Raw genomic sequence first — 26,833 nt, forward strand, 5'->3', positions numbered from 1 at the left:
TTAAACACTTATATTTAGGTCTCTCAACAATAATACTCTGAAGTTCCCTTATATCTTCAATTTGTCCTTCAAAGTTTAAAATCTCTTGTTTTGTCAATTCATATTCTTTAAGATATTTTCTAATAGTTTTTCTATCAATTCCAGTCTCTCTTGCTATGCACCTTTGAGACTTTCCGTTTAGATGTGCCGATATTATGATGTGCTGTTTTTCACTCAATTTGATCATCTCCATTCCCCCTCTTATGATGTTCTATCATAAGAAAGTTTACATTAAAGTGGAGGAGTTTTCAATTAGAATGGTGGGGTACTTTTAGATTAACATATACACTATATTCCGTGCATTAAAAATAGTAGGACCTAAGTGGAAGCTACCTATATTATGGAAATTAGCGAATACTGATGGACTGCATTATAATGAGTTAAAAAGAAAGGTAAATGGTATAACAAACACAATGCTTACAAAATGCTTAAAAGAATTGGAAAAGGATGGAATAGTATTACGTCATAATTTTAAAACAATTCCTCCCTCAGTAAAATATAATTTAACAAAATCAGGAGAAGAATTACTTCCAACTCTTAATGAATTGTATAAATGGGGAGAAAAACAAAAATGGAATAAGTTAGAAGAACTATAAACAATCTCCGGGGTCTGTGTGGTAGTGGAACAGAAAATTGCCCGGAGCTGAATGTGTTAAGCTAGTCATATTTTATGTCATTTTCCACTCTTCCTTTAATGTACCATAGCTAATAGAATCATATTATAGTTCTTCATTGCTAATTAGAGATATAAGGCCTATTAATGCTGTATTAATGGACTCTATAACTCAGGAGCAAGAAGAAACTGTTTCCAGTTTCTTCTATGGGGTCTGACCCAATTCCAAAGATAAATTAATTAATATAAATAAGGTGTGGATATATATATGCCAACTATTAAAACCATGATTGAAAAGTTTACTGAAAGCAATAAATATGATGGTGAGTATAAAAATCTTGAAAAGATTTTACTTGGAGATAAAAAATATTCCTTAGTTATGCAGGATGAAATGATTAAAATACTTGATAAGAATGTTATTAAGACCACTAATAAAACAGATTTAAATAGTATTATTTCCGAAGCAATAAATGTATCAATGGATAATATAAAAGTTTTTAATGATAAAGTTTCTGGTAAGAAAATTTATAAAGAGCTAGCTCTCAAGTTAAATACTGATTATGGTTTTAAAATTGATATAAGCAGCTTAGATAATGATGGCTATGGTACCTGAACCCTTACAAAAACTGGGACAGTTTTTGTTGCTATTCACCTGCTGCTTTTGCTGACATATCCCCTTTGTCCTTCATGAGAATGGCTTATCTACTAGGCTTCATGTGTTTTTGGGACAATGTGGACAAGATTCTCTTACGCGCTTATACGTATTAGGCATACACACCCTTATTATTCTACCTAATTTACATACCTCTATATACAATTTTTGTCCCGTTTGTCCCAATGGTGTCCTAAACCCTGTTTCCATAAGGGATTAGGTTGCGGGACAAGGTATAGGACAGGCATGGGACAACAATAATACTTGTCCCACACTATGCTACTGATTTCCTTATAAAAGCCCTTTGCCTTCCGTAAATAGGTAAGTAAACTCTACTGTTAGTGTTCTCCCACCCCTCAATTTTTCTCATTATTCCACCAATCTCATGAGAATCTATTTTTCTTATTGTACTTGCCTCTTTTTCAAAGAGTTCGCACCACACCTCTATTGTAGAAACCTGTTGCCGCATTTCTGTTCCAATGGCATTTGCACCTAATTCACCCTCGCCCCTCAAAAAATCTCTCCTATCATTTAAGCTCATATCCTTCCATCTACTCAGCAACAAAAATCGCTCACTACGTTTCCAATTTTTGAAAGGTGCCTGACCACTTATAAAAACTGGAACAGTTTTTGTTGCTTTTATCTAATTAACCCATTGGGGAATAAGAATTTATGGAGGTATGTTATATGTTAACTAAATTTCAAAGACCAGAAAAGTGTGCAAAGCATGGAAGAGTGTTAGGTGAATATATTATTAAAATGGAGGAAGTTTTAGATAAGTTATCCATAGGTACAGCAAATCTTGAAAAAGTAAAGGAGTTCATTTCTTCACTTATTAAAGAGCAGGATGAAAAAGGTTTTTTTGCTCTTATACCAAGTCCAGAAGTACCTTCAGATATTAGAGTTCTTTACTGGTACGAGCCAACCTATATAGGTGCAGCTATTATGATGAAGTTTTATATGCAGCATAAAAATGAATGCAGCACTATTGAAGGTTTTGACAATGCTTTGAAAATGGCATTAGTGGCCTCTACTGGAAGAGGGCTAAAGGGTCACGGCCATGATGATATAAAAGGAAGATTAAGCGCACTTCAAATATTTTCAAAAGGTGAAGTTATGGAGTTTGTTAGAAACTACCCTGAAATGTCACCTGAGTTCTCAAGAATGATTGGAGATATAACTACTTGGCTAGAGGATGCTGTAATGATAGATAAAACAAAGATAATAAAACCTTAAGGAAACTAGATAGGCTTGAGGGAGAAGAAAGTTTATATATAAGAAAGCTGATTAGTGTTGTTAATGATAGTAATGAGTTTCAAGATGCTTATACCTATATTTATAATCAAGAAGTTTCAAGAAAAGCTAAAATAGGATTTGAAAATCAACCTTGGGGTATTATGAAAAAAGCGGATTATGTTTGGTATGCTAGCTATGGATCTAACCTGCTTTATGAAAGGTTTATATCTTATATAAAGGGCGGTGAATGTAAATTTAACGGGGTGACGTATCCAGGCTGTAGGGATAAATCACTGCCAAAAGATAGTAGAGCTATAACTATTCCATATAAAATGTACTATAGTAACAAAAGCTCTTCTTGTGGAAATGCTGGGGTTTCAGGAGGGAATTTAAGTGAGGACCAAGATAAAAATGCTAATACAAATATTCACGACACTTACTTATATATTATATAAAGAAGATTTTGCTTTTAAAAACATAATAATAACATAGGAAACATAAACTTCCGATAGATCATCCTATATTTGTTTATTTATGTACTCTAAATTATTTAGACGCTATCCAAGTAGGAGGGCTATTAAGTGCATGTCAATTATAAGTGCATATCATTATAAATAGTGTGGATTTATTAAAATAATAAACAATATCACAGATGAATAGTCCATAAAATTTTTAACAATTACCAAAGAATAATATGTTAATTAACAGTAATTACCATTGACAGAATATTATGATATGGTAATATATAATAAAAAAATGTATAAGGAGGGAATTAAAAATGAATATTTTTGATATTATTATCGAAGAACATAAAAACTTTAGAAAAGTAGCTAATAAACTAGAGGAAATGACAAGTAGAGCAATAAAAACAAGAACAGAGTTGTTTACTTCCCTTAAGAAAGAATTAGAGTCTCATCATGAAGCAGAAGAAAAGTCATTATTTTCTGAATTGTACAAGCATAAGGAGACAAAAGAGTTATCTTTAGAATGTATTGAAGAACACAATGTTATAAAGTATTTAATAGGTGAGCTAGAATCTTTAAATGTTGACCATGAAAGTTGGGGACCTAAATTTAAAGTTTTTAAAGAGATGCTTGAACATCATCTTGATGAAGAAGAGAAAGAAGTATTTATTGAAGCCAGGAAAATCTTAGATAAAGATACTTGTGAAGAACTTGGAGAAAAATTTAAAAAAGTAGAGGAAGCTATTGAGAATTCAAATTAAACTAAAATTATATATAAAGCTAGATAAATATATTGTGATTAGAGAAGATGAGGACTCATTGAGAAGGGCTTTATATCTTAATACATGGAACAACTGCTGTTTAGCTATAAGGACAGAAAAATAAATAATTATTAATTAATAATTATTATCGAATAATAAAATATATTGTGTTATAATATAAATATTATAAAGCAGAAATTAAATTTATTAGAATATGGGAGGGTAAATATATGATTAAAGTTAAAGATGTATTTAAAACTATAAATAAGAAAAAACAAAAGGACAAAGTTAGAAATTTAACTTTAGCAACTACTCTAGGAGCAACTGCAGGAGCTGCAATGGCAATAGCTATTTCCCAAAACAGTGATAGTATTAATAATTCAATTAATAAAGCTAAAAAAAAGGTGTCAGAAGCTATAGAAACAAGTAAAGAAAAAGTATCAGATACTTTAGAAATAGGTAAAAAGAAAGTAGAAAAAGTTGTAGATACAGGTAAAGATAAAATAGAAGAAGCTATAGAAATAGGTAAAGATAAGGTAGAAGAGACTGTTATGGAAGGTAAATCCAAAGTGGAAGAAGTAAAAAGTGGTGTAGAAGATAACATAAAAGAGGGAAAGCAGAAATTAGAGGATGTTAAGATTGATATTAAGAAAGAAAAGGACAACCTTAAGGACACAAAAAATAATATAAAAAATAATCTCAAAGGATAGAAATTAGGAAATATTCTACCGTTTATGATTTTCATTATTGGTATAATTTCATTTGTGTATTTAAGTATTGTAATAAGTGATATAAATAATATATTAAAAGGAGAGGAAAGAAAGGAGAGATTTAAATGGGATTCTTAAGATGGTTAGGCGGAATAGTAGTATTTTTCTGGTTGTTAGGTTTTTTATTAAAAATAGGTGGCAATTTAGTGCATGTATTATTAATAGTAGCAGCAATTGTATTTATATTCGACTATGTTACTGGTAGAGGAAGATAAAATATAGAGGAAGATAGAATATAAAAGAAGTGGCGTAAGCTACTTCTTTTATTGCTCTAAGCATGGGGCATGATAAAGGGACTTTATCACTTGTCTTATATCCTTTGAATTAAAGATTACTTAGAATAGCTATTGGTACTCAATTTATTCAACGACCACAGGGTAACGTCACAGCCTTTATTTATTGAATAAATTCTGTTGTATGCATTTATAGCAACCACCTCATGGGTGCAAATTTTAGTAAGCATTGTCAGCAGTTTTACCAGATCAGTGAAATAGTTTTAAAGATGAAAGGTTTATAAATTCTAGAATCTGATAATAATTAAAGATAATAATAGGGTGGTGATAATATGGCTGGATTTTTAAATTTATGTATTTGTATGGATGGAAAAATAATAAAGGTTCCAAATGTAAAATGGGATAATATCAAACCTATACCTGAACTTTCACAGCAAGAGGTTCTTCATGTTCATATTGCTTATGAAATTAAAGAAAGAAATCCAAACATGATAATAGGTGTATGGTTTGATAGATTGCTGTTAGATGAGCTCGGTAGATATTCTATAAATAAAAACCACCCTTCATTGCAGAATTTTATACAATACGCATTTGTAAGTGCAGAGGAATTATGTGAGAGAGATGAACCATTAACTATCCCTGCAGCTCCTATTGTGCCTACTCAATTTGAAAAAGAAGCTTTAAATACATACTTGAAGAATAAATATCCTGTTCTTTTGAAAAATAGTCCTCAGGCAATAGAATTAACAATTAATAGGCTGAATGAACAACATAGGAAATACACTGATTTAATTAAAAAAGCAAATTCACTACGGAGAATAAAGTAAGAAGTTCCAAAACGCGGATAATTAACAAGCATCAGGACTCATAACGATAAATTTATCTCATTGTGTATTCAATGCGCATTTCTATTATCCCAGAGTATTAGTAATAAATACCTATTTCTTGTTTATGAAATTCTAGGAAATTGACTAGACTTTGTGTAATATAAATTAGAATTATTAAAAGATGTAATTTTTTTCTCCATTGTTAATGTTATAATACTTATTGAAAAAGTTTAAAATGTAAGGATGGTTATGTTTAGTGTATAAAGAAAAACTATGTGCATGTACATAACTGACAGTAAATTTTCGCATAACACTTTCTATGGTATTTCATAGGTTAACAGGAGGATAAAATTTTGTATAAGAAAATAGGGACCACCTTTGATTATAAAACAAAAAAAGAGTTTAAAGGTAAGTTGATGGATTGGATTGGTGATGTTTTTTACGATATTCTTCCAAAGCACGGATATGAGATACGTGATGAACAAATATATACTGCGTTTCAGCTTGCTGATGCTGTTTGTAATAAAAAAGTTCATCTGGCTGAGGCTGAGGTCGGTACCGGAAAGACCTTCGCCTACTTACTCACTGCAATTGCCTACGCTGGTTTTAGCGGAAAGCCTGTAGTAATTGCATGTGCAAAAGCAGCACTTCAGGAACAATTGGCAGGGGCAAAAGGAGATATTCAAACGCTTTCACGAATACTGGGACTTGAAATAGATGCGCCAATGGCAAAGGATCCTCGTCAGTATGTTTGTGATGAGAAAGTTAGTGGAATGGGTGGAGTATTTGGCGATAGAGCAGCCTCTGATGAGATTAATCAATGGTTAGCCAGGACTACAAAAGGTGAACGCTCAGAAATGCCGCATATATCCGATAGTGTGTGGAGACAGATTGGATGGGATGAGACTATGCCCTGTGATGCTTGTACCAGAAGAGGCTTTTGTAAGCTTGTTAAGGTGAGGGAACATTACAGATCTTCCAAGGATTTAATTATTGCTGATCATAGTATCTTTTTTCAGGACCTGTGGACAAGGGATGAAAGAATTGCAGATGGTAAAATGCCTATTCTTCCAGATTACTCGCTGGTGATTTTTGATGAAGGCCATAAAGTCATACTGCCAGCAGCAATGGGTGCTGGAAGACAAATTTATAAAGAGGATATTGATAATATTATCCTTTCCATGGAGGAAATTCAGGGAGCAAGAACTTCACTAGTTGTAAGTGTAATTGCCTTGGACCAGGCAACTTCCAACTTTTTCGAAAAACTTAATCAAAACGTAATAGATGATGAGCAATCAGAGCGTCTGGCGGTTCGCATCGATGATATACTTCTGAAAGCAGCAGATACTTTTCATAAGGCACTAGATCGCTTGCTCTTTGAGATTCAAATTGAGGAAGAGCTATACATAGACGGGCTACCGGAAAGCACGTTACATACTTTTGAAATTCAAATAGAACTATCAATTACAGCCTTAGCTAGGTTTGGTAGGAATAAAGGTAGAGAGGTTATTACTTGGGTAGATAGGGCAGACGGTAGCTTTTGTGTAGTTCCTCGGAATTTGAGCAATATGCTTGATAAACATTTATTTTCAAAAAAATTGCCTGTGGTGTTTACTTCAGGTACTTTAAGTGACGAGGGTGATTTTGGTTACCTTATGAGGACTCTTGGTTTAAAAGATCCATCAATATCAATGGTTGGAAGTCCATTTGATATTGAGCAGCAGGTGGTGGTTTATTTAAATGAGCCATCCTTTGAAGCTACTTCTAGTGCCAAGTTTTCACATAAAATTAAACAATTGATATGTTTGCTGAAAGAAAATGGAGGGAGAGCGCTGATACTTGCGAGCTCTTTGAAGGAAGTTAAAAAAATAAGAAAAGCAATTAGCGGATACGCGCTACCTTTTGAAGTTTTATGGGAGGATAAAGGTGAGCGAGGATATCTTGTCAAAAAGTTTCGTGCGGAAGTTACATCTGTATTAGTAGGTTCTACCTTTTGGGAGGGAATTGATGTGCCCGGGGAGTCTTTATCTCTCGTTGTAGTTTGGCAACTTCCCTTTCCTTCCCTAGACCCTTTGATTGAAATGAGGCGCAAAGAGGCAGAAGAAGAGGGGCTGAATCCACTTATAACCGTTGATTACCCTGAAATGGGATTGAAGTTAAAACAAGGTTGTGGCAGATTAATTAGAACAAAAGATGACCGTGGAGCAATAGCTGTCATGGATCAAGTAATAGGAACCCCATGGGAAAAGGTGGTTATGAGAGCTCTGCCTAGAGGAGCGAAAATCAAAACGTTGGAACATAGGGAGATTTAAAGTGAGGTTTTTAATGATTAAGGATACTGTTATTTAGAAGCATAGTATATACTTGGTTTGAAGATAAATAGATATTATATGGAGGGTGAAAAAATGCAGCAGTTTTATAAAGCAATAGATGAAAAGATAAGAAAGTCAGGATATCCTGGAGAAGTAAGTGGCGAAGAAATCTACGCTGAAATAAGTGATGAGGCCGAGGAGCAAGAGGAAGGAAGTTACTTATTCATGAAGAAGCAAAATGATGATATCATGTTCGAATACAGAGTGGATATTTTAGAGGAAAATATTAATTTAGCAACTCTCACCATACATACACCAGAGAGAAAGTACTTTATTGATTTTGATGCTAAGTAGATAGACATGCTGGGGATGAAGATGAAAATGGTAATTTTGAAGCAAAAAATTGAAATCTATAAATTTGATTATTAAATTTTCTAAATTATTTATGTGGGAATACATGCATTAAATTAGTTTCAAGTATATACTAAAATAGGACAAAGTGAACTGAGGCAGTTATTAATTAAGGGGGCTTTTATCGTGGCTAAAAGTGGGGGTAAATATAAACTCCAAGATATTATTCCATTACAAACTATCATAGATACTGTAAATTCTACTACAGATAATGTTCTTTTGGAAATAGGTAGAGCAGTTGCCTCAAAGGAATATGCAGTTAGATTTTTTAATGATAGGGAACAACCCAAATTTTATAAGAATGAAGTACGGCTTCTATATACAGTACAAAAGGCAATTCTTATAAGTTCATTCAAGCAATGGGATGATGTAATTGATATTCTTTACAAAAATAATGAACTAAAGCTAGATGAGGATCAATGCAGTTTACTTAATGAAAAATTATATGGCAATACTCCTGTGAGATAGTTATTCACTAACATAGAAATAGATTTATACTTAAATTATTTTCTTTCTGTTAAAAGGGAATTTACAGGTATTAAGATATGATATAATACTATTAAATAACTACATATCCTATATTCATAAGTATAAATTGTGAGGATAGCACATCTTATTATGAAAGGGAGAATAATATATGGAACCAAATAAACTAGAATTTATTACATGTGATGAATATGAGAAATTACAAAGTATATACGAATGTAAAACTGAATATAGTAATGGTATAATAATTATGCATTCAGATACCTCCATTGAACATAATGATATTGTTTTAAATATTGCTAGTTCCTTAAAACAGTTCCTAAAAGGTAGTAAATGTAAAGTTCAAACTGAGCAAATTGAGGTTATATTTGAAAATGATAAAGAAGAATTCAAGTATAAGCCTGATGTATTCATAATATGTGAAGACGCTACAAGAAAAGGTCAAAGTTATACATCTGCCCCTAAAATAATTTTTGAAGTGGTATCAAAAGGTACTTCTAGTCATGATTACATAACTAAATTAATTGTATATCAAAAATTTGGTGTTCTTGAATATAATATTGTTGAACCAAACGGACACATTGTTCAATATTCACTTCAAGATGGCCAACTTAGAATATCAAATACTTTTAAAGACAATGATAATTATATAAGCACAGTGTTTCCTGAATTGACAATAAAATTAAAAAATATATTTGATTAGAAGCAACAGGGCTTGTTTCTAGGGGAACTTTGACTTGTGAAGAATACTGAAAAAATTAGTTGGAATTTAAAATGAGCATCAGTGGCTGGAGTGATAGCTATTGGTGCTCATTTCAATAGCAAACAGAAGTTATTCCTTTAGAAAATGAAACATTTAATGTGAAAGAGGCATTTTATAATTTAACGGAGAAAGAGATTATTTAATAATGATAAAAAATAAGTATTGTTATAATTGCAAATAGAAACGCCTTCAGATCATCAACGACTTTTTTACGTTTTCTAATCTGCAGTTAATTAGCAAGGAGATGACTGGAAGTCATCTCCTAAGGGGTCGGTTCGACAACCTAAAAGAAGGGAGTTAAGCGACTAGCTAGGCGAAAATGAGACATTTGTTTGAATGGCTAAAAAGTAGCGTAAAGAAAAAATCAATGTGATATAATGAAACTAATTCAAGAATTATATAACTACAGGGAAGTGAATAAACTTTGGGAAAGAAACATGATTTTGATGCAGCATGGAAATCAATTTTGGAGGCCTTTGAAATTGAAATAGTAGAATTACTTTTTCCAGAGATATAAAAGATAATGATAAAATCAAAGATAATGATAAAATCAAAGATAATGATCAGATAAAAGCCTTAGTAGATTTTTTAGAATATTTGTTTTTAATTCAAAATCCGGAGTTAGAAAAAAGATATGAAGAGTATAAAAAGCTAAATGGAGGTGTTTTTAAAATGAGCATTGACGAGATTAGAAAGTTACACTATAAGGCAGAAGGAAAAGAAGAAGGAGAGGTAGAATAGTAAAAAGATTCCACCAAGTTAAATTAACTTGATGGAATCTTTTTTAGTTGGATATATAATGGGTGAATAACTTAAGTTTAAGAATAATTAACGTTGTAATCTAAGACAGCTTTCAGTACATGGTTATCCGTGCTTTGTATATATATTTTAAATAAATTAGGATCAAATAGCAAAGCAACAGCAAATAGATTAGCTTCATGCTCATTTAAATTTAATAGTGAATAACCATCAAAATGATTACATGCATTCTTATGTAAAATAAAAGCCTCAGCAGTATCTAGGAGCATATGAGGACTCGGGTATATTTCTTTTGAAACCTGATATAAAGTTAAAGTGTTTGATGAAGAGGTTAGTATAAGGGGAATAGAAGTGGATATTTTAAATGAAAATATTGAAGAGATAAGGGTGGGAGTTGAAGATGGAATACTGGGTATGGCACTGAGACACTTATTTTAAAACCCCAGGAAAGGATGATATGGTGAAGCATATCTCAGGAGAGCCAAAATTGAAAGATGTCTTTAAAATACTAAAATTTAAGCCAATGATATTAAAATTGTCATTGGTTTATGTTATAATTTTTTTGAGTTAAGTATGTGTATTAAGTGAAAGCAATGGCTAATGTTTATAATATAATGATATATTTTAAAATCATATATTATTTTTTATAAATAATATAACAGAAAAAGAGGTATAAACTATGATAAAAACAATCGTAAAAGATGTATTATTTTTAAGACAAAAATCTGAAGAGGCTACTAAAAATGATATGGCAGTAATTGATGATTTAACAGACACATTAAGAGCAAACTTAGAGCATTGTGTTGGACTAGCTGGAAACATGATTGGAGTAAAAAAATGTATATTGGTATTTACTGTAGGAAATCTTATTGTACCTATGGTAAATCCAGTTATATTAAAGAAAGAAAAACTTTATGAAACAGAAGAGAGTTGCTTATCTTTAATGGGGGTTAGAAAAACAAAGAGATATGAAATCATAGAAGTGGAATATCTGGATAGAAATTGTAAGAAGCAAAAGCAAGTGTTTACTGGATTTACCGCGCAGATAATTCAGCATGAAATGGATCATTTTGAAGGTATAATAATCTAATTGAATAATTAAAATATGAAGTAATTACTAGCCTAGAGGTCATTGAAAACCATGTTAGCTTGAATAACAATAAGATATGTAATTATCCCTGATACTGTTTTTTATGAATTTATTCCTATTGAAGAAACAGAGGAAGAAAATCAACATACACTTTGTTTAGATGAACTAAAAGTAGGTGGGAAATACGAAATAGTTATTACTAATTACGCAGGCCTTTATAGATATAGAATTGGTAATGTTATTAGGGTAGTTGATTTTTATAATAATTGTCCAGAAGTTGAATTTTTATATAGGAAAAATCAAGTGTTGAATATGGTGTCTGAAAAGACTAATGAAGAACATTTAACTAATTCAATAAGAAGTACAATAAGGAAATTGAACTTAAACTTAGTGGATTATACTACAAGGCCGGATAATTCAATTACACCTGGAAGATATATTTTTTATTTTGAATTTAAAAATAATATATCTAATTATAAACTTGAATCTTTGGAGGAAACATTGGATAGTGAAATTAGAAAGGCAAATCTAGCCTATGATAGAGCTAGAAATAACAAGAGAGTAGGAATGGTAAAAGTAATGCCATTAGCTCCAAATACTTTTGAGTTAATAAAGGAAGAAAGAGTATGGAAAATATAGTAACCTTTGGTCCTATATTTAAATGATAAGTGAGCAAAAGAGTAAAACTTGAAATGTTTTCGAAAAATCAATGGTAGTATTAACATAAGTCAAGGATATTAAAAATCTCCTTGGCTTATGTTATAATTGTATTAATTTTAAATATATGAAAGTATTTTCACAAGAATGTAAGGAGGTAAAAAATATGGGTAGTAAAGTAATACAAAAGGTTCAAAAAATAGGATTTCAGTGGGAGATGGAAAACCCCTTTATAGCATGTATGCATCATAAGGATGCTTTTCCAAAAGGAAATGAAAAGCAAGGTCCTGATGTGTCACTATCTGGAAGAAATCTTGGAAATGATTTTTCTGGGAAAGATGGGTTCAGTATGTATCATGGAGAAGCCGTACCTGGATTTCCCGTACATCCACACAGAGGCTTTGAAACTGTTACTATAGTTCTAAAGGGAGTTATTGATCACTTTGATTCAGTTGGTTCGAAGGGCCGCTATGGCAATGGTGATGTTCAGTGGCTTACTACAGGAAAAGGATGTCAGCATGTGGAGATGTTTCCTTTAGTTAATCAGGATAAAGAGAATCCAATGGAACTGTTTCAGATATGGCTAAACTTGTCTTCAAAAGATAAGTTTGTAGAACCAGACTATAAAATGCTTTGGTCTGAAGATATACCAGTTGTAGACAGTAATGATAAAAATGGAAATAAAGCAGCAGTTAAAATAATTACTGGAAGCTTCCAGCAAAAGGACGGTCTGGAGCCATGTCCTAACTCATGGGCAAATGATAGAACGAATAATGTAGGCATTTATCTTATCCAAATGGAACCCGGAGCCTCACTTACAATACCAGCTGTTTCAAAAACATTGCTAAGGAACCTGTATTTTTATCAAGGAAGCGGCGTTATTAACATAGAAGGTGAAGTAATTTCATCCTTAAACCGTGTGAAATTATCAGGTAATGATGAAATTATCATATCAAATGGAGATAAAGAGAGTTACATGATCCTTTTAGAAGGAGAACCAATTCAAGAGGCAGTAGTGCAATACGGACCCTTTGTTATGAATACAGAAAAGGAAATCAGTGAAGCATTCTCAGATTTTAATAAGACACAGTTTGGTGGATGGCCGTGGGATAGACCAGATCCTGTACATGAACGTAGCACAGGAAGGTTTGCACGTTATGCAGATGGGACTATTGAAACTAAACATTAATTCTTTGCTAATGAAGTGGCTATGAGTTGGTATGAGTATGGGAGGAAATATGAAAAAAATGATTATATATTTATTAATTTTTTTACTGATATTATCTGTTGCTATTGTGTTGTTCTTAAACTTAAATCCAGCCTTTGGGGGAAGCATAACTAAAGAACAGGAGAAGGCCTATAGCAAGTTTGATAATTATGCTGATGGAAAGTTTGTTAATACAGTGCCTACAAAGTTATTTATGGGTTCATCAAATTCTTCTGAAGACACTAGCAGTTCTAAAGAGGAGCCTACAGACAGTCGTCCTGCCACTGAAATTCCAATTGAACCCATTGACTGGAACAAAATTAATAGCGAAAAAGACAGTTTAACTTGGCTGGGGCACTCTACATTTTTAATTAGCATTGATAATAAGAAAATACTGTTAGACCCTATGCTTGGACCTATAGCCTCACCAGTTTCTTTTGTAGGAGTAAAAAGATATAAATACAGCAAAGATATGATGAATATTATTAATGACATGCCAAACATAGATGCAGTTTTTATTTCTCATGATCATTATGATCACTTGGATTATCAATCAATACTTAAGCTAAAGAGCAAAGTATCACACTTCTTTGTTCCTCTGGGAGTAAGTGCTCATTTGATTTCATGGGGTGTTCCTAAAGATAAGATTATAGAACTCAATTGGTGGGAGGAGAAATCCTATGAAGGGTTAACCCTTGCACTTACACCATCAAGGCATTTCTCAGGAAGAGGAATTTTAAATCTAAATACTACTCTATGGGGTGGTCTAGCGCTTATTGGAAAAGACACACGGTTATATTACAGCGGAGATGGTGGTTATGGTCCTCACTTTAAGGAAATCGGAAATAAATACGGGCCTTTTGATATTGCCCTAATTGAAGGTGCCCAATATGATAGACGGTGGGCCAATACCCATATGATGCCGGAACAATCTGTTCAAGCAAATTTAGATGTAAATGGTAAGAACATGATATTAATGCACTGGGGAGCATTTACATTAGCAAGACATGATTGGAAGGAACCTATACAGCGAGCATTAAAAGAGACTAAAAAAGCTGATGTTAATCTAATAGTCCCTAGAATTGGTGAAACTGTTATATTAGGTCCAGATATTCAAATCACGGATTCTTCATGGTGGGATTTTTAACAATATTTTGGAGGTTTTTCATAAAGTCCCCTGGGGGTCATGAACAAATTGTGAACACAATTTGTTTTCCAAATGCATCTGAGCTGCTGCTACTTGTGTTCTAAGTAAATTCTGTTCGTTTTGCATTATGAGCTGTTCACGGATTTATTTGAAGCAGCGAAAAATCTGAAAGTAAGCTGAAATGAATAAAAAGTGAGAATAGTTTCATAAAATATGCAAAACCAAAGTTTTGAAGAATAAGTACATCTCAAATCAACATTACAACTTCAAACATAATTAAGAGATAAAGATTCTTCTTGTTTTTGAAGGTACAATCTAAGAGCATATACATCAAATTAATAGCCAAAATAGTGTTAAGAAGAATCCTTATATAATCCAGCACGCTTTTTTACCTCCATTTAATCATCTTGAAAGGAATAATTTATATATGTCTGTTTTACCGCTTTAAAAATTATAGTCACAATTCAAAGTGGAAGTGAACCAGGTCTTGTCTACGATTACTCAGGATTTCCAGAAGCATCATATAATATTAAATATCCTTGCAAAGGAAATCCTGATTTAGCATTAAAAATATCTGGATTATTTAAGGAAAGTGGTATTGCACATCGCATGGACAACAACAGACCTTATGATCAGGTGCTTATATACCTTTGAAGATGATGTATCCAGATGCGGATATTCCTGTCTTACAGATTTCACTAAATCACAATCTTGATCCACTTACGCATTTTAATATTGGGAAAACATTCCTAGTGCCAGGTACTGTCATCCTCGGGAAGAACATTTATTACCCTTATTAGTTTGTGTTGGACTATCTAAAGATGTGGGGACTAAAGTATTTGACGATTACATTTTAGGAAAAAGAGCTACAGCATTTTTATGGGAATAGGTATATACTAAATGACAAGCAATAAAGAGGGGACAAATGCATATGAAACAATTTAAAAAAACACTTAACATATTTATGGCAGCAATATTTATAATTGTGGGAATAGTAAATAATGATACAGTGAAAGCTGCACAAGTAGTTAGTCCAATTATAAATTATGTTGGAGTAGAACATTCACCTCTAATAGTAGGAGATACAGAAAAATTTACAATAACTTCAAAGTATGAGGGCAAAGTGCAATACAGAGCATTTCTTTTTGATGGAAGTAAATGGAGTGAAGTAACAAGTGGATATGGTGTTGCGGTAGATGCTAAAACACCATATGTATTACCAGAAACTCCGGCTTTTAAATTGGGGAATTACAAACTTTCTGTTTGGGTAAAAAAAGCAGGGACAGCAGGTTATAACTCTAAGGGTTACGATACTTACTATGTGGCATACTTAAATTGCGTATCTAGAAATGATGCAAGCAGAGTATACGCTAGTGGTGCTCCAAAGATTTCCGCTAAAGGCCTCACTGTTAACTTTAATGGAATTGAAAACATAGGTGGAATTCAGGGGCCATATCTTTATAGATTACATGCATTTAATCCTAGAACCGGGGTATGGACAAGCGGAGCCAAAGAATATACGCAAACACCATCCTATACCTTTAAAGAAGAAGGAACTTATATGATGGTAGTCCATATAAACACTGTTAACTCAAAAACTTGGAAGAACTATATAGCTGGAAAAACGATGGGAGACTATGAAGCCTTTAAAACAATATTGGTTACGGTTAAAGATGATTCACCAGTTGAAGTTACGTCCGTTGAGGCTATTAATGGAAAACAAGTTGAAATTAAATTCAATAAAGCTATCAATGCCACATCGGTTAAAAATACGGACATTTTTAAAATATCCGATGAGTATGGAATAAACATGGACATTGGAAAGTTAGTGAATATAGATTCGAAGACTGTTAAAGCAACTTTAAATTTTGATTACTTAGGAACTGACATATTTTTTAAGAATTTTTCAAGCTATAAATTAACAGTATCTAAGGAACTTACTGATGCTAAGGGTTATAAGCAATTAGAAGACCTTACCAGTAACTTTACATTTACTGACACTAAAATTCCTGTAGTAACTAAAGCAGTTATAGTGGGAGCAAAAAGCGTAATGGTATATTTTGATGAACCAGTTAAGAATGCGGTTAATACTTATCGTTTTGTATTGAAACAACTAGATAAAAATGGACTGCCGATGGCAGGAAATTTATTTGAGAATGGAACATTATTAGATAATGGTGACGCAAGATGGGCTGATGATGAACATAAATCAGTATTACTTATAACGCATCTTAATACATATCCTATAGATAGGGGCGATCACTATCGTTTGTTAGTAAACTTTAATTCCGATAATAGTATAGAAGATATGGGAGAGAATAAATCATATACTGTTAAGGATTATGCAGATCATAATTTGATTTCAAATTCAATAGATTTAACTTATAAAATAAAATAAACTTGCCACTTGCCACTTGCCACGTGGGTGGCACTATATTTTTTTAAAAATAATGGTACGGTGGCAGAACCTGCACCTGTTAGTATATTTATCACTGAGTTAAATCTGCCTCTATGAGAACTTAGAATTTGCTATAACTGTCTTAAGATTGAAGGGGACAAGGTTATATAATACCTTGTCCCTAAAAATACAAAAATTTAATTCAAGGAGTGACTATAAATATGAAAACTAAAATATATTATGTTATGGATACAATGTGTGGATAGAGTATATCCATATTGCTAAAAGCTTTAATATATCAGGTGAGGAATTTGAAAAAGAGTTTAACTCAGAAGAAATAAGACTAGAAACTTTTAAATGCTTTGAAATGGCAAGAATCATGGGTGTAGAAGTATTTCCAACTGTTGTGGCAGAAGAACTGGGCACGGCTACTATAAAATCAAAAGGCTATAGTAATTTTGAGGAGCTGGACAGAATTTTTGCTTCTTTGAAGTCGTAGTACATAAGGAAGTGAAGGAATGTTTTCCATATTAGTGGTAGAAGACGATGAAAATTTAAATAAATTGATGGGTGAAAAACTAAAGAATGAGGCATATCAGGTATTTTCAGCCTTTGATGGAGAGGAAGCGTTGGAAGTATTAGATTTGCAGCACGTTGATTTGATTATCAGTGACATTATGATGCCAAATATGAACGGGTATGAACTTACAAAGCTGCTACGAGATGCCGCCTATACACTTCCTATTTTGATGATAACAGCCAAAGATCAAATGGATGATATGGAAAAAGGATTCAAGGCAGGAACAGATGATTATATGGTGAAGCCAATTAATCTGAAGGAAATGCTACTTAGGATAAAAGCACTTCTTAGAAGAGCACAGATAGCAGATGATCACAAACTTATAGTAGGAAATGTTATTTTGGATTATGATGCACTGACAGTGACAATGAAAGAGGAAATCCAGGAACTGCCACCAAAAGAATTTTATTTGCTCTTTAAACTACTTAGTTATCCCAACAAGATTTTTACAAGGCAAGAATTAATGGATGAAATTTGGGGGATGAATACAGATATTGACGACAGAACGGTTGATTCTCATATCAAGAAACTAAGGAGAAGATTTGAGAACTTAGATGATTTTGAAATTATAACGGTTCGTGGTCTTGGATATAAAGTGAGGAAAAACGATGATAAATAAGATAAGATTATCGGTGAGATGGAAAATAGCTATTATTTCAGTTGTAACTTTATGCAGTGCATTTTGTATTTCCTTTATTGTGCTACATGTATTATTTTTTATATGCGCTAACGGAGAATGGACTATAACGGAATTAGGACTCTTTATGATTTCCACCTGTGCTATGACGGTGCTTTTAGGTGGTAGTGCCTTGTGGTATGTTTCAAAATTTGTTACCGATCCCATTGTTAAAGTTAGTAAAGCTGTTAAAAAAATAGCAGAAGGGGATTTTAGTGCCCATATAGAAGTTCTGGGCAAGGATGAAATTGGTCAATTAGCGGTTAATGTTAATAAGATGATAAAAGAACTGAATGCAATGGAGTATATGAGCAAAGATTTCATGAGCAATGTATCTCATGAGATAAAAACCCCGGTATCAGCAATTACAGGTTTTTCAGAATTGCTCTTAGACGGCAATTTGTCAAAGGAAAAAGAGGCTGAGTATCTAAGCTGCCTTTATAGTGAATCTCTAAGGTTAAGCAGGCTTAGTGATAATATGCTAAAGATGTCTAGGCTAGATAATCAGGAAATTATTACTAGCAGAAGAGAGTTTTATTTAGATGAGCAAATACGAAAGTGCATGATTTTCTTATCAGATAAATTTGAAGAAAAAGAAATAGAATTTGAACTGGATTTAGTAAAGTGTAAGATTAATAATAATTTTGATTTGTTATATCAAGTTTGGATGAATCTAATTGAGAATGCAATAAAATTTTCAAATAATAAGGGTAAGATCTATGTTAGTGCAGCATATAACGAGGATAAGACTGAAATTCAGGTAATAATTAAGGATGAAGGACCTGGTATAAGAGCGGATAAATTGCCGAAGATTTTTGATAAGTTTTATCAGTGCGATGAGTCTCATAAAACAGAAGGACATGGACTCGGTTTGTCCATTGTTAAAAGGATTATCCAACTTACCGGTGGGAATATTGAGTGCAGGAGCCTGGAAAATGAGGGTTGTGAGTTTAAGGTAATATTAAGAAATACTTAAAGGTATATAAAGTTATAAGACTAAATAAAAAAATCTCTGAATAGTTTCAGGGATTTTTTATGACTTATTGGTCACATTCAAGTCATGAAACTATGTTATGCTAAGTAGAGTTAAAAGAATCATGATTAGAAAGAGGAGACGAGATATATGGTTTTAGGACTTAAAGAATTGAAACATAACAAATCTAAATACGCGCTTATTGTTGGGATATTAATATTATTGGTTTTCATGGTGCTTTTTTTATCAGGACTTGCAAATGGACTAGCTATGGCTACAAGTGGAGCAATTGAAGATGCAAAAGCAGAGTATTATGTTTTAAGTGAAGATGCAGATGATATAATAACAAGATCAACATTGTCTGAGCAGCAGTTTAAAGGGGTACGAGCTATGACCACAGATGATGTTACAGCAATTGATTTGCAGAGGACGAGCATAGAGCTAGAGGGCGATGAAACCAAGAGGGATATTACCTATATGGCAGTAGACCCAGATAGTTTTATGATGCCCAAAGTCATTGAAGGAAATACCTTGGAAAGTGCAGATACAGGATACTCAATAGTTCTTGATGATTCCTTTAAGGATGATGGGGTTGAAATTGGAGATAGTATTATTGACTCAAAAGCTGGTACAAAAATGAAAGTTGTGGGTTTTGCAAAAGATATATTATACGGACACTCATCTATGGGAATTATTTCAACGGATACATATACACAAATAAGAACCCTTATTACTCCAAGTTACAAAAAGGATTATAATGTATTTGCTATAAAAGGTAAGGATGTAGAAAATATACGTTTAAAGGGAGTAGAGGTCTTATCCAAAGCTTCTGTTATAAGCAAAATACCGGGATATGCTCAGGAGCAAACAACTATTAATATGATTTTATGGGTATTAGTTATTGTTTCAGCAGCTATTTTAGGAGTGTTCTTCTATGTAATTACCATCCAAAAACTTCAACAGTTTGGAGTGTTAAAAGCATTAGGTGCAGACATGAAAATGCTATCTGGAATGGTCATATTTCAAGTATTACTTTTAGCAGGGGGCAGTATGATAATTGGGAATATACTTACATTTATCATGGCAGGAATGCTTCCTAGTAGTATGCCTTTTTCATTAAAAGGTCCTTCAGCTATTTTGATATCTTTAGCATTTGTAGTAATTTCCGTATTATGCAGTTTGATATCATTAGTTAAAGTTGCAAAAGTTGATCCGCTTATTACAATTGGAGGTAAGGAATAATGGGAAAATATGCTTTAGAGATAAATAATATTACAAAGACTTATCAGGATGGTAGCAGTGAAAATACAGTTTTAAAACAGGTTTCCCTGAAAGTAAAACCAGGTGAATTTGTTGCAATTGTAGGCCCATCTGGTTCTGGAAAAAGCACACTTTTATCCATAGCAGGTGCACTACTATCAAGTGAACAAGGGGAAGTCATTATTGGTGATACCATTATAGATTCTTCTAAAAAGAAAGAGTGGACAAAAATTAGAAGACAGCAGATTGGATTTATATTTCAGTCCCATCAACTAATTCCCTATTTAAATGTACGAGATCAGTTAAGATTAATTACTAAAATTTCAAAGCAAAGGGATAAGGAAGCTTCTAATAAATATGTGGATGAGTTACTTGCGGATTTAGGTCTTTCAGACTTTGCATTGAAATTTCCAAACAAATTATCTGGTGGAGAAAAACAAAGAGTTGCCATTGCAAGGGCATTTATGAATAATCCTAATGTTATATTGGCAGATGAACCCACTGCCAGTCTTGATGGTGAACGAGGAAGACAAGTAGTGAAAATGATTAGTAAAGAAGTTAAGAAGCATAATAAAGCTGCTGTTATGGTAACGCATGATGAAAGAATCTTAGATTTGGTAGATTGTGTGTATCGCATAGAGAATGGTAGTATCTATAACATGAATAAGTATGACAGCAACTTGCCTTTTAAGGAAGCGAGCTTTGATTCTTCTTTATCTGATATAACTAAATAACTAGCAAACATAAACTTCCAGTTTATGTTGCGACCTCGGGGGGCATAACAATAACTGGAGGTTATTGTTTAACCATTGCGCACTTGGTGGAGCATATGATATACTTTAATTCTTGAAAAAGGTATTCAAAACTCAATTATTGGGTAAAAAAAATTTGTTAAATTGCGAGGGGATTTTAGAAATGGCAGCAAATAAAGCGATTTGTACAACAAATAATATTGATTACAGCACAATCAGAAAAGCTATGTGTACTGGCGCTCGAACAGTAAATGAGGTGGCTCAGATAACAGGAGTTTGCACCGTGTGTGAGGGATGTAAAAGTGAGCTTGACAAAATTCTTACTTCAGTATGTGGCTGCAAGAATGTTTCACTTAAAGATGTAGTTGATACTGTAAAAAATGGCGCTGATACTGTAGAAAAAGTTGGCCAAATTACAGGGGCAGGTACGGATTGTGGAAGATGTAAAGCACTTGTTCAAAATATAATTGAGCTTGGAAGATAAGCAAGTAGTAGATAAATATTTTAGAAAAGGGTGGAACTATTGGATATTATTCAATAGTTCTTTTTTATCAAATTGTAGCAAGAAGAAACTGTTTCCAGTTTATTCTATGGGGTCTGGACAGTCACCTAAGAAAAGGTAATGAAGCAGAGGCGTGGCTAGAATGAACTATTTGATTAAGATTTAAATGAGAATAAGTTGAGTAAGAATACAGCATTAGAGGATTTAGATTGTAGTAAAAATCAACTAACAAAACTTTTTTCTATTAAAAATACTTGGAATGCTAAATGTTATAGACCTCAATATACAGATTCAAAACATACAACTACTACAGATAATTTAGTTATAACGATTAAAAAGTAGGATTTTATAAATTATAGCTTAAGAAGGGTATTCATATTAAGTGGTATCCTCTTTTGTGTGTGCGTCTAACATGGAGTAATAGCTAAAATGAATATGTTATGACTTTGGGGATGTAACAATAAATGGAATTTATTGTTTTATATAAGGTATGAACAATTCGGGTTTGTAACCTCTATAGTATCACTAAATCCATTTGAATAATAATAGAGGATTGATATAGACACAAAACATATCTAAATATGAAATAAAATTTAGGATGATGAATGCTTAACCGTACCACAAGTAATAGCGTTTTTTCAGTCATAAATTAAGACGGTACAATTCTGAATATGCCAGTTTATAAATAAGATTATAGTACTCTTAAGGAGAAGATTATATGAAAATTTCACATGAGTGTATTCATTGTCTTGCTAGACAAGCAGTAGAAATAGCTGAAGAAGCTACAAGCAATGTAGCAATGCAAGAAGAAATAATAAAAAGGTCTTTGAAAGAATTGGGAGAAATGGACTTCAATGAAACAGCAGTGGAAATAGCTTTTAGGATGCATCAACATGCTAAAAATATTACTGGTGTTAATGACCCATATTTAAGATTGAAAAAGCAGTACAATGAAATTGCTGAGGAGATTTATGAGAAAATCATTGAAGAAGAATGGTTGGATAAGGCAGAAGATCGCTTCGATATGGCTTGTAGGCTGGCTATTGCTGGGAATATTATAGATTTTTCTGTTGGACTAAAACTTGAGAAGTCAGATATTGTTAAGTCTGTTAAGGAAAGCATCAAACGTGATATTTTTGGTGCTGGAACAGCTGCTCTAAGAGAAGCAGTTGAAAAGGCGAAGTATATTATGTATATTGGCGACAATTCTGGTGAAATCATATTTGATAAATTTTTATTAGAGAATCTTCCAATGGATAAGGTTACTTATGTAGTAAAGGGAGGCCCTATAGTTAATGATGCAACTATGGATGACGCAATAAGTACAGGTGTTATGGATTTAGTAAAAGTTATTGACAATGGACACTCTGCACAGGGCACCGTATTAAAAGATTGCTCAAACGCATTTAAAAGGGAATTTAATAAAGCGGATCTTATTATAAGTAAAGGGCAAGCAAATTTTGAAACATTGAGTGATATTAAAGATAAGACTATATTTTATCTACTGCGAGCAAAATGCAGTTCAGTTGCTTCTACTATTGGTTGTAAAAGAATGGATTATGTGCTTATAAGTTACTAGAATAAATTTCTTAACTTGATGCTTTATATATGATAATAGGTATAGCACTGAGACACTTATTTTAAAACCATGTCTTATTTTTTATAAATAATATAACAGAAAAAGAGGTGTAAATCATGATATATTAAAGAAGGAAAAGCTTTATGAAACAGAAGAGAGTTGTTTATCTTTAATGGGGGTTAGAAAAACAAAGAGATATGAAATCATAGAAGTAGAATATCTTGATAGAAGCTTTAGGAAGCAAAAGCAAGTGTTTACTAGATTCACAGCGCAGATAATTCAGCATGAAATGGATCATTTTGAAGGTGTAATAATCTAATGGAATAGATTAGATAGGCTTTAAGGAGGTCTATCTAATTTTGGTAGATGAGATGTTTGTAGATTTTAGATATGATAATTTAGCCTGTCCAGAAGATAAATATGTTATACTAAAAGAAAAACAAAGACGCATAAAAGAAAGGAAAATACCAAGAATGGATACAAAAGAATTTCAAAAAAGATCTCTAGCTTCAATATTCTTCTCATATTTTAAACCACACAAAAATTTATTCATATTAGATATGTCATGTGCATTATTAATTGCACTTATTGACTTATCATTCCCAGCAATAACCCGTTATTCTCTAAATAAGCTAATACCTAATAATGCTTATAAAACTTTTATAATTGTTATGTTGGTAATGATAGTTGCCTATACACTAAGAGCTTTTTTCTACTATATAATAAACTACTACGGTCACACTTTTGGAGTATTAGTAGAAGCAGATATAAGAAGCGATTTATTTCAGCATATGCAGGAATTGTCTTATGGATACTTTGATAAAAATCGTACAGGCCAACTACTTAGTAGACTTACAGCAGATTTATTTGATATAACTGAGCTTGCTCATCATGGTCCTGAAGATGTTTTTATATCCACCTTGACAATAATAGGGTCACTAGGCATCTTATTTACTATTCAGTGGAAATTAACTTTGGTTATTGCTTTGATTTTGCCTATATTCATATTAGTTGTATGGCATAGACGTTCCGAAATGTCAAAAGCTTCTCTAGAAGTGAAAGTAAAAACAGCTTCTATAAATGTAAATATTGAATCAGGGCTTTCGGGCATGAAAACGGCAAAAGCATTTGCAAATGAGAACTCAGAATTTGATAAGTTTATTGAATCAAATAATGCTTTCAAAACATCTAAAACTGAATTTTATAAGGCTATGGGACGTTTTAATGGTACAATGGAATTTTTCCTTTGTATTTTGCCAGCAACAGTTATCTTAGTAGGTGGTTTATTAATTATGAAAGGGCAGATGAATCAAATCGATTTAATAACTTTTACTTTATATATTGCTACTTTTATAACTCCAATTAGAAAACTTTCAAACTTTGCTGAACTATTTGCAACAGGTGGAGCCGGACTTGCACGTTTTGTAGGTATGATGCGTACTGAAACTGAAATGAAAGATGATCCTAATGCTGTAGAGATAGGCAGGGTAAGAGGAGAATTAGATATTGAAAATATTAGTTTTTCTTACAAAAAGGGGACTCAAGTATTACACAATATTTCTCTTCATGTGGATCCCGGCGAAACAATTGCGGTGGTAGGTCAATCAGGTGGAGGAAAATCAACACTATGTAAATTGATTCCAAGGTTTTATGATGTTGATGAAGGAAAAATTATGATTGACAATGTAGATATACGTAAAGTCACACAAGAATCTTTGCATAAAAATATTGGAGTTGTAGAACAAGATGTATTTCTTTTCGCTGATAGTATTCTCGAAAATATTAGATACGGTAGGCTTGATGCTACTCCTAAGGAAGTTGCAATAGCAGCAAAACAGGCAGAGATTTATGATGATATTATTGCTATGCCTGATGGATTCAATACTTTTGTTGGAGAACGTGGAGCAATGCTTTCTGGTGGACAGAAACAACGTATTTCTATAGCTCGTATATTTCTAAAAAACCCACCATTCCTAATTTTAGATGAAGCAACTTCTGCCCTTGATAGTGTTACTGAGGCTAAAATACAGGAAACTTTTGATAGTCTAATAGTAGGTAGAACAACTTTTGTCATTGCTCATAGATTATCTACGGTTAGAAAAGCAGATAGGATTCTTGTATTTGATAGTGGAAATATTATTGAAGATGGAAATCACGAATGTTTAATGGGAAAAGACGGTGTCTATGCTGAGCTTTATAAAACTCAACATATAAATAAATAGATGATTTCTGAATTTTAAACTAAAGCATTTTTTAGGGTGGATGTGCCAAAACTATTCCACCCTTTTTGTTTTAGTTTTATTAATCATATTTATAATCTGTTTAAAATCTAAATTTGTAACTATTAACCCAATTATTATAACAGAAACCCCTGTCCATTGTAGGCTTGAGAGCTTTTCCACCAAAACAATTCTAGCTGTAAGTAGTCCAGTTATTGGAACCAATAATGATAATGGTGAAATCTTATTAATTGGATATTTAGATATTAATATACTCCAAAATCCATATCCAAATAGCGTTGATCCAAAAGCTAAATAAAGGATTGCGAATATAGACATCATATTTAAATTAGACATTGAATTAATAAGAGTTTGTGGAGAGTCAATTAATAATGCTAGGATTAAAGTGGGAACTGGTGGTACAAGACTTCCCCATACAACTAAACTTAACATATCAAGTTGTTCACCTTTTTCTATTGATTTTTTTGATGCAGTTTTTGCTACAATATTTGAGATAGACCAAAATATAGGCGCGCATATTGTAAGTAAAAGAGCGAGAATAGGTATGGATGTTATTCCAATGGTACTTGAAGCAACTCCTATCACAAGAAGCCCCAAAGCGCCAATTAAAAAACCTACTAATTGTTTAGTTTTGAATTTTTCTTTTAATAATAAATATCCTAAAAGTGGAGATATAAATGCTTGTAATTGAACTATTATAGAGGCGATTCCAGCTGGCATTCCAATATGCATGGCATAAAACAAACAACCAAATTGACCTACCCCAACTGTAAATCCATAAAGTAGTAAATCTTTTAGTGGCATTTTAGGTGGTTTGATAAAAAATACGGCAGGAAATGCAACTAAAGTATACCTTAAAGTAACAAGTAGCATTGGAGGTACGCCTCCTAGGCCTAGTTTAATTACTGTAAAATTTGCACCCCAAACTATCACCACTAATATAGCGAGAATAAAATCTTTTCTTTTCATAGATGCCCCCTATCGGCTAACGGCCTATGTCTACAATATCATATTCAATTTTAAAACACAATAAGCATAGTGCCACCCACGTGGCAAGTGGCAAGTGGAGAGGCTGAAATTGATACAATGGCAAGCCGAATCTTCCAGCCATCTGCCTGGGTGAAATTAATAGATATTACTCCTGGAAGCTTATATTGCTTTGAATTTATCATACCCCAAATTTTCTCTTGAATCTTTGTATCCTTCATGAAAATTTCAACTTTATATTTCCCTATAAGTGTATCCATTGCCCTATATCCATTTTGCCAAATTTCTTCTCCTTGTTTTATGGTTTTAACCTTAAATTTTTCCTGTGCAGTTTCTTTTACAAATTTACTCAAGATAAATTTTCCGTCTGCAACCATATCATAGATCTGCTGCTTTCCACCAAGTTTATTAGCAAGTGAGTCCAACAAAGCATATCCTCACTAGAAACTCAGGGTGGAA

At 32.6% G+C, this 26,833-nt stretch carries 31 protein-coding genes and 3 pseudogenes; 30 read left to right on the forward strand and 4 right to left on the reverse strand.

Annotated elements, in window-relative coordinates:
* Positions 1–226 (reverse strand): annotated as a pseudogene (locus LGK97_RS01680) (helix-turn-helix domain-containing protein); the annotation flags it as partial.
* 121 nt (positions 227–347) lie between these two features.
* Between LGK97_RS01680 and LGK97_RS01685 the strand changes: the two are divergent.
* Both LGK97_RS01685 and LGK97_RS01690 read left to right on the forward strand, forming a co-directional pair.
* The gene (locus tag LGK97_RS01685; protein ID WP_226258216.1) at positions 348–635 is read left to right on the forward strand and encodes a winged helix-turn-helix transcriptional regulator; all 288 of its coding nucleotides are present in this window, start codon (positions 348–350) and stop codon (positions 633–635) included.
* Positions 636–920: 285 nt separating this feature from the next.
* Positions 921–1,265: a hypothetical protein gene (locus LGK97_RS01690; RefSeq protein WP_226258011.1), complete on the forward strand. Its 345-nt coding sequence runs from the start codon at positions 921–923 to the stop codon at positions 1,263–1,265.
* 313 nt (positions 1,266–1,578) lie between these two features.
* On the opposite strand, the gene LGK97_RS01695 is transcribed toward LGK97_RS01690, so the two are convergent.
* The gene (locus LGK97_RS01695; protein ID WP_226258012.1) at positions 1,579–1,818 is read right to left on the reverse strand and encodes a hypothetical protein; all 240 of its coding nucleotides are present in this window, start codon (positions 1,816–1,818) and stop codon (positions 1,579–1,581) included.
* 173 nt (positions 1,819–1,991) lie between these two features.
* Here LGK97_RS01695 and LGK97_RS01700 point away from each other — a divergent pair, with 173 nt between their 5' ends.
* The 28 genes and pseudogenes from LGK97_RS01700 (at position 1,992) to LGK97_RS01830 (ending at position 25,369) form a co-directional block, all read left to right on the forward strand.
* Positions 1,992–2,540 carry a hypothetical protein gene (locus LGK97_RS01700; RefSeq protein ID WP_226258013.1) on the forward strand — a complete coding sequence of 183 codons (549 nt, stop codon included), beginning with the start codon at positions 1,992–1,994 and terminating at the stop codon, positions 2,538–2,540.
* A gap of 38 nt (positions 2,541–2,578) precedes the next feature.
* A pseudogene (locus LGK97_RS20010) lies at positions 2,579–2,635 on the forward strand (hypothetical protein); the annotation flags it as partial.
* A gap of 66 nt (positions 2,636–2,701) precedes the next feature.
* On the forward strand, positions 2,702–2,995 hold the full coding sequence (locus LGK97_RS01710) for a hypothetical protein (protein WP_226258014.1): 294 nt from the start codon (positions 2,702–2,704) through the stop codon (positions 2,993–2,995).
* A 323-nt stretch (positions 2,996–3,318) separates the two neighbouring features.
* The gene (locus LGK97_RS01715; protein ID WP_226258015.1) at positions 3,319–3,765 is read left to right on the forward strand and encodes a hemerythrin domain-containing protein; all 447 of its coding nucleotides are present in this window, start codon (positions 3,319–3,321) and stop codon (positions 3,763–3,765) included.
* Positions 3,766–3,995: 230 nt separating this feature from the next.
* Entirely contained in the window at positions 3,996–4,475 is a 480-nt protein-coding gene (locus tag LGK97_RS01720) for a hypothetical protein (RefSeq protein WP_226258016.1), read from the forward strand.
* Between the two features lie 125 nt (positions 4,476–4,600).
* On the forward strand, positions 4,601–4,750 hold the full coding sequence (locus LGK97_RS01725) for a lmo0937 family membrane protein (protein ID WP_226258017.1): 150 nt from the start codon (positions 4,601–4,603) through the stop codon (positions 4,748–4,750).
* 350 nt (positions 4,751–5,100) lie between these two features.
* Positions 5,101–5,595 carry a hypothetical protein gene (locus LGK97_RS01730; RefSeq protein WP_226258018.1) on the forward strand — a complete coding sequence of 165 codons (495 nt, stop codon included), beginning with the start codon at positions 5,101–5,103 and terminating at the stop codon, positions 5,593–5,595.
* A 659-nt stretch (positions 5,596–6,254) separates the two neighbouring features.
* Positions 6,255–7,907, forward strand: coding sequence for an ATP-dependent DNA helicase (locus LGK97_RS01735; RefSeq protein WP_226258019.1), 1,653 nt, complete (start codon positions 6,255–6,257; stop codon positions 7,905–7,907).
* 93 nt (positions 7,908–8,000) lie between these two features.
* Complete coding sequence (locus LGK97_RS01740; RefSeq protein WP_226258020.1) at positions 8,001–8,261, forward strand: hypothetical protein; 261 nt, start codon at positions 8,001–8,003, stop codon at positions 8,259–8,261.
* Positions 8,262–8,444: 183 nt separating this feature from the next.
* On the forward strand, positions 8,445–8,786 hold the full coding sequence (locus LGK97_RS01745; protein WP_226258021.1) for a hypothetical protein: 342 nt from the start codon (positions 8,445–8,447) through the stop codon (positions 8,784–8,786).
* Positions 8,787–8,955: 169 nt separating this feature from the next.
* The gene (locus tag LGK97_RS01750) at positions 8,956–9,507 is read left to right on the forward strand and encodes a Uma2 family endonuclease (RefSeq protein WP_226258022.1); all 552 of its coding nucleotides are present in this window, start codon (positions 8,956–8,958) and stop codon (positions 9,505–9,507) included.
* 657 nt (positions 9,508–10,164) lie between these two features.
* A complete protein-coding gene (locus LGK97_RS01755; protein WP_226258023.1) occupies positions 10,165–10,308 on the forward strand; it encodes a hypothetical protein in 144 nt (47 codons plus the stop codon).
* Between the two features lie 333 nt (positions 10,309–10,641).
* Positions 10,642–10,764 carry a hypothetical protein gene (locus tag LGK97_RS19730; RefSeq protein ID WP_264174951.1) on the forward strand — a complete coding sequence of 41 codons (123 nt, stop codon included), beginning with the start codon at positions 10,642–10,644 and terminating at the stop codon, positions 10,762–10,764.
* 241 nt (positions 10,765–11,005) lie between these two features.
* Positions 11,006–11,416, forward strand: a complete 411-nt coding sequence (locus LGK97_RS01760; protein ID WP_226258024.1) for a peptide deformylase — start codon at positions 11,006–11,008, stop codon at positions 11,414–11,416.
* 84 nt (positions 11,417–11,500) lie between these two features.
* Positions 11,501–12,055, forward strand: a complete 555-nt coding sequence (locus LGK97_RS01765) for a GH3 auxin-responsive promoter family protein (RefSeq protein WP_226258217.1) — start codon at positions 11,501–11,503, stop codon at positions 12,053–12,055.
* Between the two features lie 184 nt (positions 12,056–12,239).
* Positions 12,240–13,262 carry a pirin family protein gene (locus tag LGK97_RS01770; protein WP_226258025.1) on the forward strand — a complete coding sequence of 341 codons (1,023 nt, stop codon included), beginning with the start codon at positions 12,240–12,242 and terminating at the stop codon, positions 13,260–13,262.
* A gap of 58 nt (positions 13,263–13,320) precedes the next feature.
* Entirely contained in the window at positions 13,321–14,427 is a 1,107-nt protein-coding gene (locus LGK97_RS01775) for an MBL fold metallo-hydrolase (RefSeq protein WP_226258218.1), read from the forward strand.
* A 931-nt stretch (positions 14,428–15,358) separates the two neighbouring features.
* The gene (locus LGK97_RS01780) at positions 15,359–16,825 is read left to right on the forward strand and encodes an Ig-like domain-containing protein (RefSeq protein WP_226258026.1); all 1,467 of its coding nucleotides are present in this window, start codon (positions 15,359–15,361) and stop codon (positions 16,823–16,825) included.
* A 256-nt stretch (positions 16,826–17,081) separates the two neighbouring features.
* Positions 17,082–17,324, forward strand: a complete 243-nt coding sequence (locus tag LGK97_RS01785; RefSeq protein WP_226258027.1) for a hypothetical protein — start codon at positions 17,082–17,084, stop codon at positions 17,322–17,324.
* 19 nt (positions 17,325–17,343) lie between these two features.
* Positions 17,344–18,024 carry a response regulator transcription factor gene (locus tag LGK97_RS01790; protein WP_226258028.1) on the forward strand — a complete coding sequence of 227 codons (681 nt, stop codon included), beginning with the start codon at positions 17,344–17,346 and terminating at the stop codon, positions 18,022–18,024.
* Positions 18,014–19,057, forward strand: coding sequence for a sensor histidine kinase (locus LGK97_RS01795; RefSeq protein WP_226258029.1), 1,044 nt, complete (start codon positions 18,014–18,016; stop codon positions 19,055–19,057). Before LGK97_RS01790 ends, LGK97_RS01795 begins: the two co-directional genes overlap by 11 nt.
* 147 nt (positions 19,058–19,204) lie before the next feature.
* Positions 19,205–20,296, forward strand: coding sequence for an ABC transporter permease (locus LGK97_RS01800; protein WP_226258030.1), 1,092 nt, complete (start codon positions 19,205–19,207; stop codon positions 20,294–20,296).
* Positions 20,296–21,048, forward strand: coding sequence for an ABC transporter ATP-binding protein (locus LGK97_RS01805; protein ID WP_226258031.1), 753 nt, complete (start codon positions 20,296–20,298; stop codon positions 21,046–21,048). Before LGK97_RS01800 ends, LGK97_RS01805 begins: the two co-directional genes overlap by 1 nt.
* Positions 21,049–21,229: 181 nt before the next feature.
* Positions 21,230–21,550: a (2Fe-2S)-binding protein gene (locus tag LGK97_RS01810; protein WP_226258032.1), complete on the forward strand. Its 321-nt coding sequence runs from the start codon at positions 21,230–21,232 to the stop codon at positions 21,548–21,550.
* Between the two features lie 195 nt (positions 21,551–21,745).
* Complete coding sequence (locus LGK97_RS01815) at positions 21,746–21,910, forward strand: hypothetical protein (RefSeq protein WP_226258033.1); 165 nt, start codon at positions 21,746–21,748, stop codon at positions 21,908–21,910.
* Positions 21,911–22,286: 376 nt separating this feature from the next.
* Entirely contained in the window at positions 22,287–23,147 is an 861-nt protein-coding gene (locus LGK97_RS01820) for a damage-control phosphatase ARMT1 family protein (protein WP_226258034.1), read from the forward strand.
* Positions 23,148–23,256: 109 nt separating this feature from the next.
* A pseudogene (locus tag LGK97_RS01825) lies at positions 23,257–23,466 on the forward strand (peptide deformylase); the annotation flags it as partial.
* Positions 23,467–23,506: 40 nt separating this feature from the next.
* A complete protein-coding gene (locus LGK97_RS01830; protein ID WP_319001542.1) occupies positions 23,507–25,369 on the forward strand; it encodes an ABC transporter ATP-binding protein in 1,863 nt (620 codons plus the stop codon).
* 51 nt (positions 25,370–25,420) lie between these two features.
* Here LGK97_RS01830 and LGK97_RS01835 read toward each other — a convergent pair whose 3' ends face one another.
* Positions 25,421–26,356, reverse strand: a complete 936-nt coding sequence (locus LGK97_RS01835; protein ID WP_226258035.1) for an EamA family transporter — start codon at positions 26,354–26,356, stop codon at positions 25,421–25,423.
* A 50-nt stretch (positions 26,357–26,406) separates the two neighbouring features.
* Positions 26,407–26,802: a hypothetical protein gene (locus tag LGK97_RS01840; RefSeq protein ID WP_226258036.1), complete on the reverse strand. Its 396-nt coding sequence runs from the start codon at positions 26,800–26,802 to the stop codon at positions 26,407–26,409.
* Between the last annotated feature and the right edge of the window lie 31 nt (positions 26,803–26,833).

This window comes from Clostridium sp. CS001, assembly GCF_020443565.1.
Taxonomy (GTDB): domain Bacteria; phylum Bacillota; class Clostridia; order Clostridiales; family Clostridiaceae; genus Clostridium_AD.

What these genes read in the sequence shown, in the direction of transcription:
- LGK97_RS01690 (WP_226258011.1), top strand. Translation starts at nt 921, where the DNA reads ATGCCAACTATTAAAACCATGATTGAAAAGTTTACTGAAAGCAATAAA.
- LGK97_RS01700 (WP_226258013.1), top strand. Translation starts at nt 1,992, where the DNA reads ATGTTAACTAAATTTCAAAGACCAGAAAAGTGTGCAAAGCATGGAAGA.
- LGK97_RS01710 (WP_226258014.1), top strand. Translation starts at nt 2,702, where the DNA reads ATGAAAAAAGCGGATTATGTTTGGTATGCTAGCTATGGATCTAACCTG.
- LGK97_RS01715 (WP_226258015.1), top strand. Translation starts at nt 3,319, where the DNA reads ATGAATATTTTTGATATTATTATCGAAGAACATAAAAACTTTAGAAAA.
- LGK97_RS01720 (WP_226258016.1), top strand. Translation starts at nt 3,996, where the DNA reads ATGATTAAAGTTAAAGATGTATTTAAAACTATAAATAAGAAAAAACAA.
- LGK97_RS01725 (WP_226258017.1), top strand. Translation starts at nt 4,601, where the DNA reads ATGGGATTCTTAAGATGGTTAGGCGGAATAGTAGTATTTTTCTGGTTG.
- LGK97_RS01730 (WP_226258018.1), top strand. Translation starts at nt 5,101, where the DNA reads ATGGCTGGATTTTTAAATTTATGTATTTGTATGGATGGAAAAATAATA.
- LGK97_RS01740 (WP_226258020.1), top strand. Translation starts at nt 8,001, where the DNA reads ATGCAGCAGTTTTATAAAGCAATAGATGAAAAGATAAGAAAGTCAGGA.
- LGK97_RS01750 (WP_226258022.1), top strand. Translation starts at nt 8,956, where the DNA reads ATGGAACCAAATAAACTAGAATTTATTACATGTGATGAATATGAGAAA.
- LGK97_RS01760 (WP_226258024.1), top strand. Translation starts at nt 11,006, where the DNA reads ATGATAAAAACAATCGTAAAAGATGTATTATTTTTAAGACAAAAATCT.
- LGK97_RS01770 (WP_226258025.1), top strand. Translation starts at nt 12,240, where the DNA reads ATGGGTAGTAAAGTAATACAAAAGGTTCAAAAAATAGGATTTCAGTGG.
- LGK97_RS01775 (WP_226258218.1), top strand. Translation starts at nt 13,321, where the DNA reads ATGATTATATATTTATTAATTTTTTTACTGATATTATCTGTTGCTATT.
- LGK97_RS01780 (WP_226258026.1), top strand. Translation starts at nt 15,359, where the DNA reads ATGAAACAATTTAAAAAAACACTTAACATATTTATGGCAGCAATATTT.
- LGK97_RS01790 (WP_226258028.1), top strand. Translation starts at nt 17,344, where the DNA reads ATGTTTTCCATATTAGTGGTAGAAGACGATGAAAATTTAAATAAATTG.
- LGK97_RS01795 (WP_226258029.1), top strand. Translation starts at nt 18,014, where the DNA reads ATGATAAATAAGATAAGATTATCGGTGAGATGGAAAATAGCTATTATT.
- LGK97_RS01800 (WP_226258030.1), top strand. Translation starts at nt 19,205, where the DNA reads ATGGTTTTAGGACTTAAAGAATTGAAACATAACAAATCTAAATACGCG.
- LGK97_RS01805 (WP_226258031.1), top strand. Translation starts at nt 20,296, where the DNA reads ATGGGAAAATATGCTTTAGAGATAAATAATATTACAAAGACTTATCAG.
- LGK97_RS01810 (WP_226258032.1), top strand. Translation starts at nt 21,230, where the DNA reads ATGGCAGCAAATAAAGCGATTTGTACAACAAATAATATTGATTACAGC.
- LGK97_RS01820 (WP_226258034.1), top strand. Translation starts at nt 22,287, where the DNA reads ATGAAAATTTCACATGAGTGTATTCATTGTCTTGCTAGACAAGCAGTA.
- LGK97_RS01835 (WP_226258035.1), bottom strand. Translation starts at nt 26,356, where the DNA reads ATGAAAAGAAAAGATTTTATTCTCGCTATATTAGTGGTGATAGTTTGG.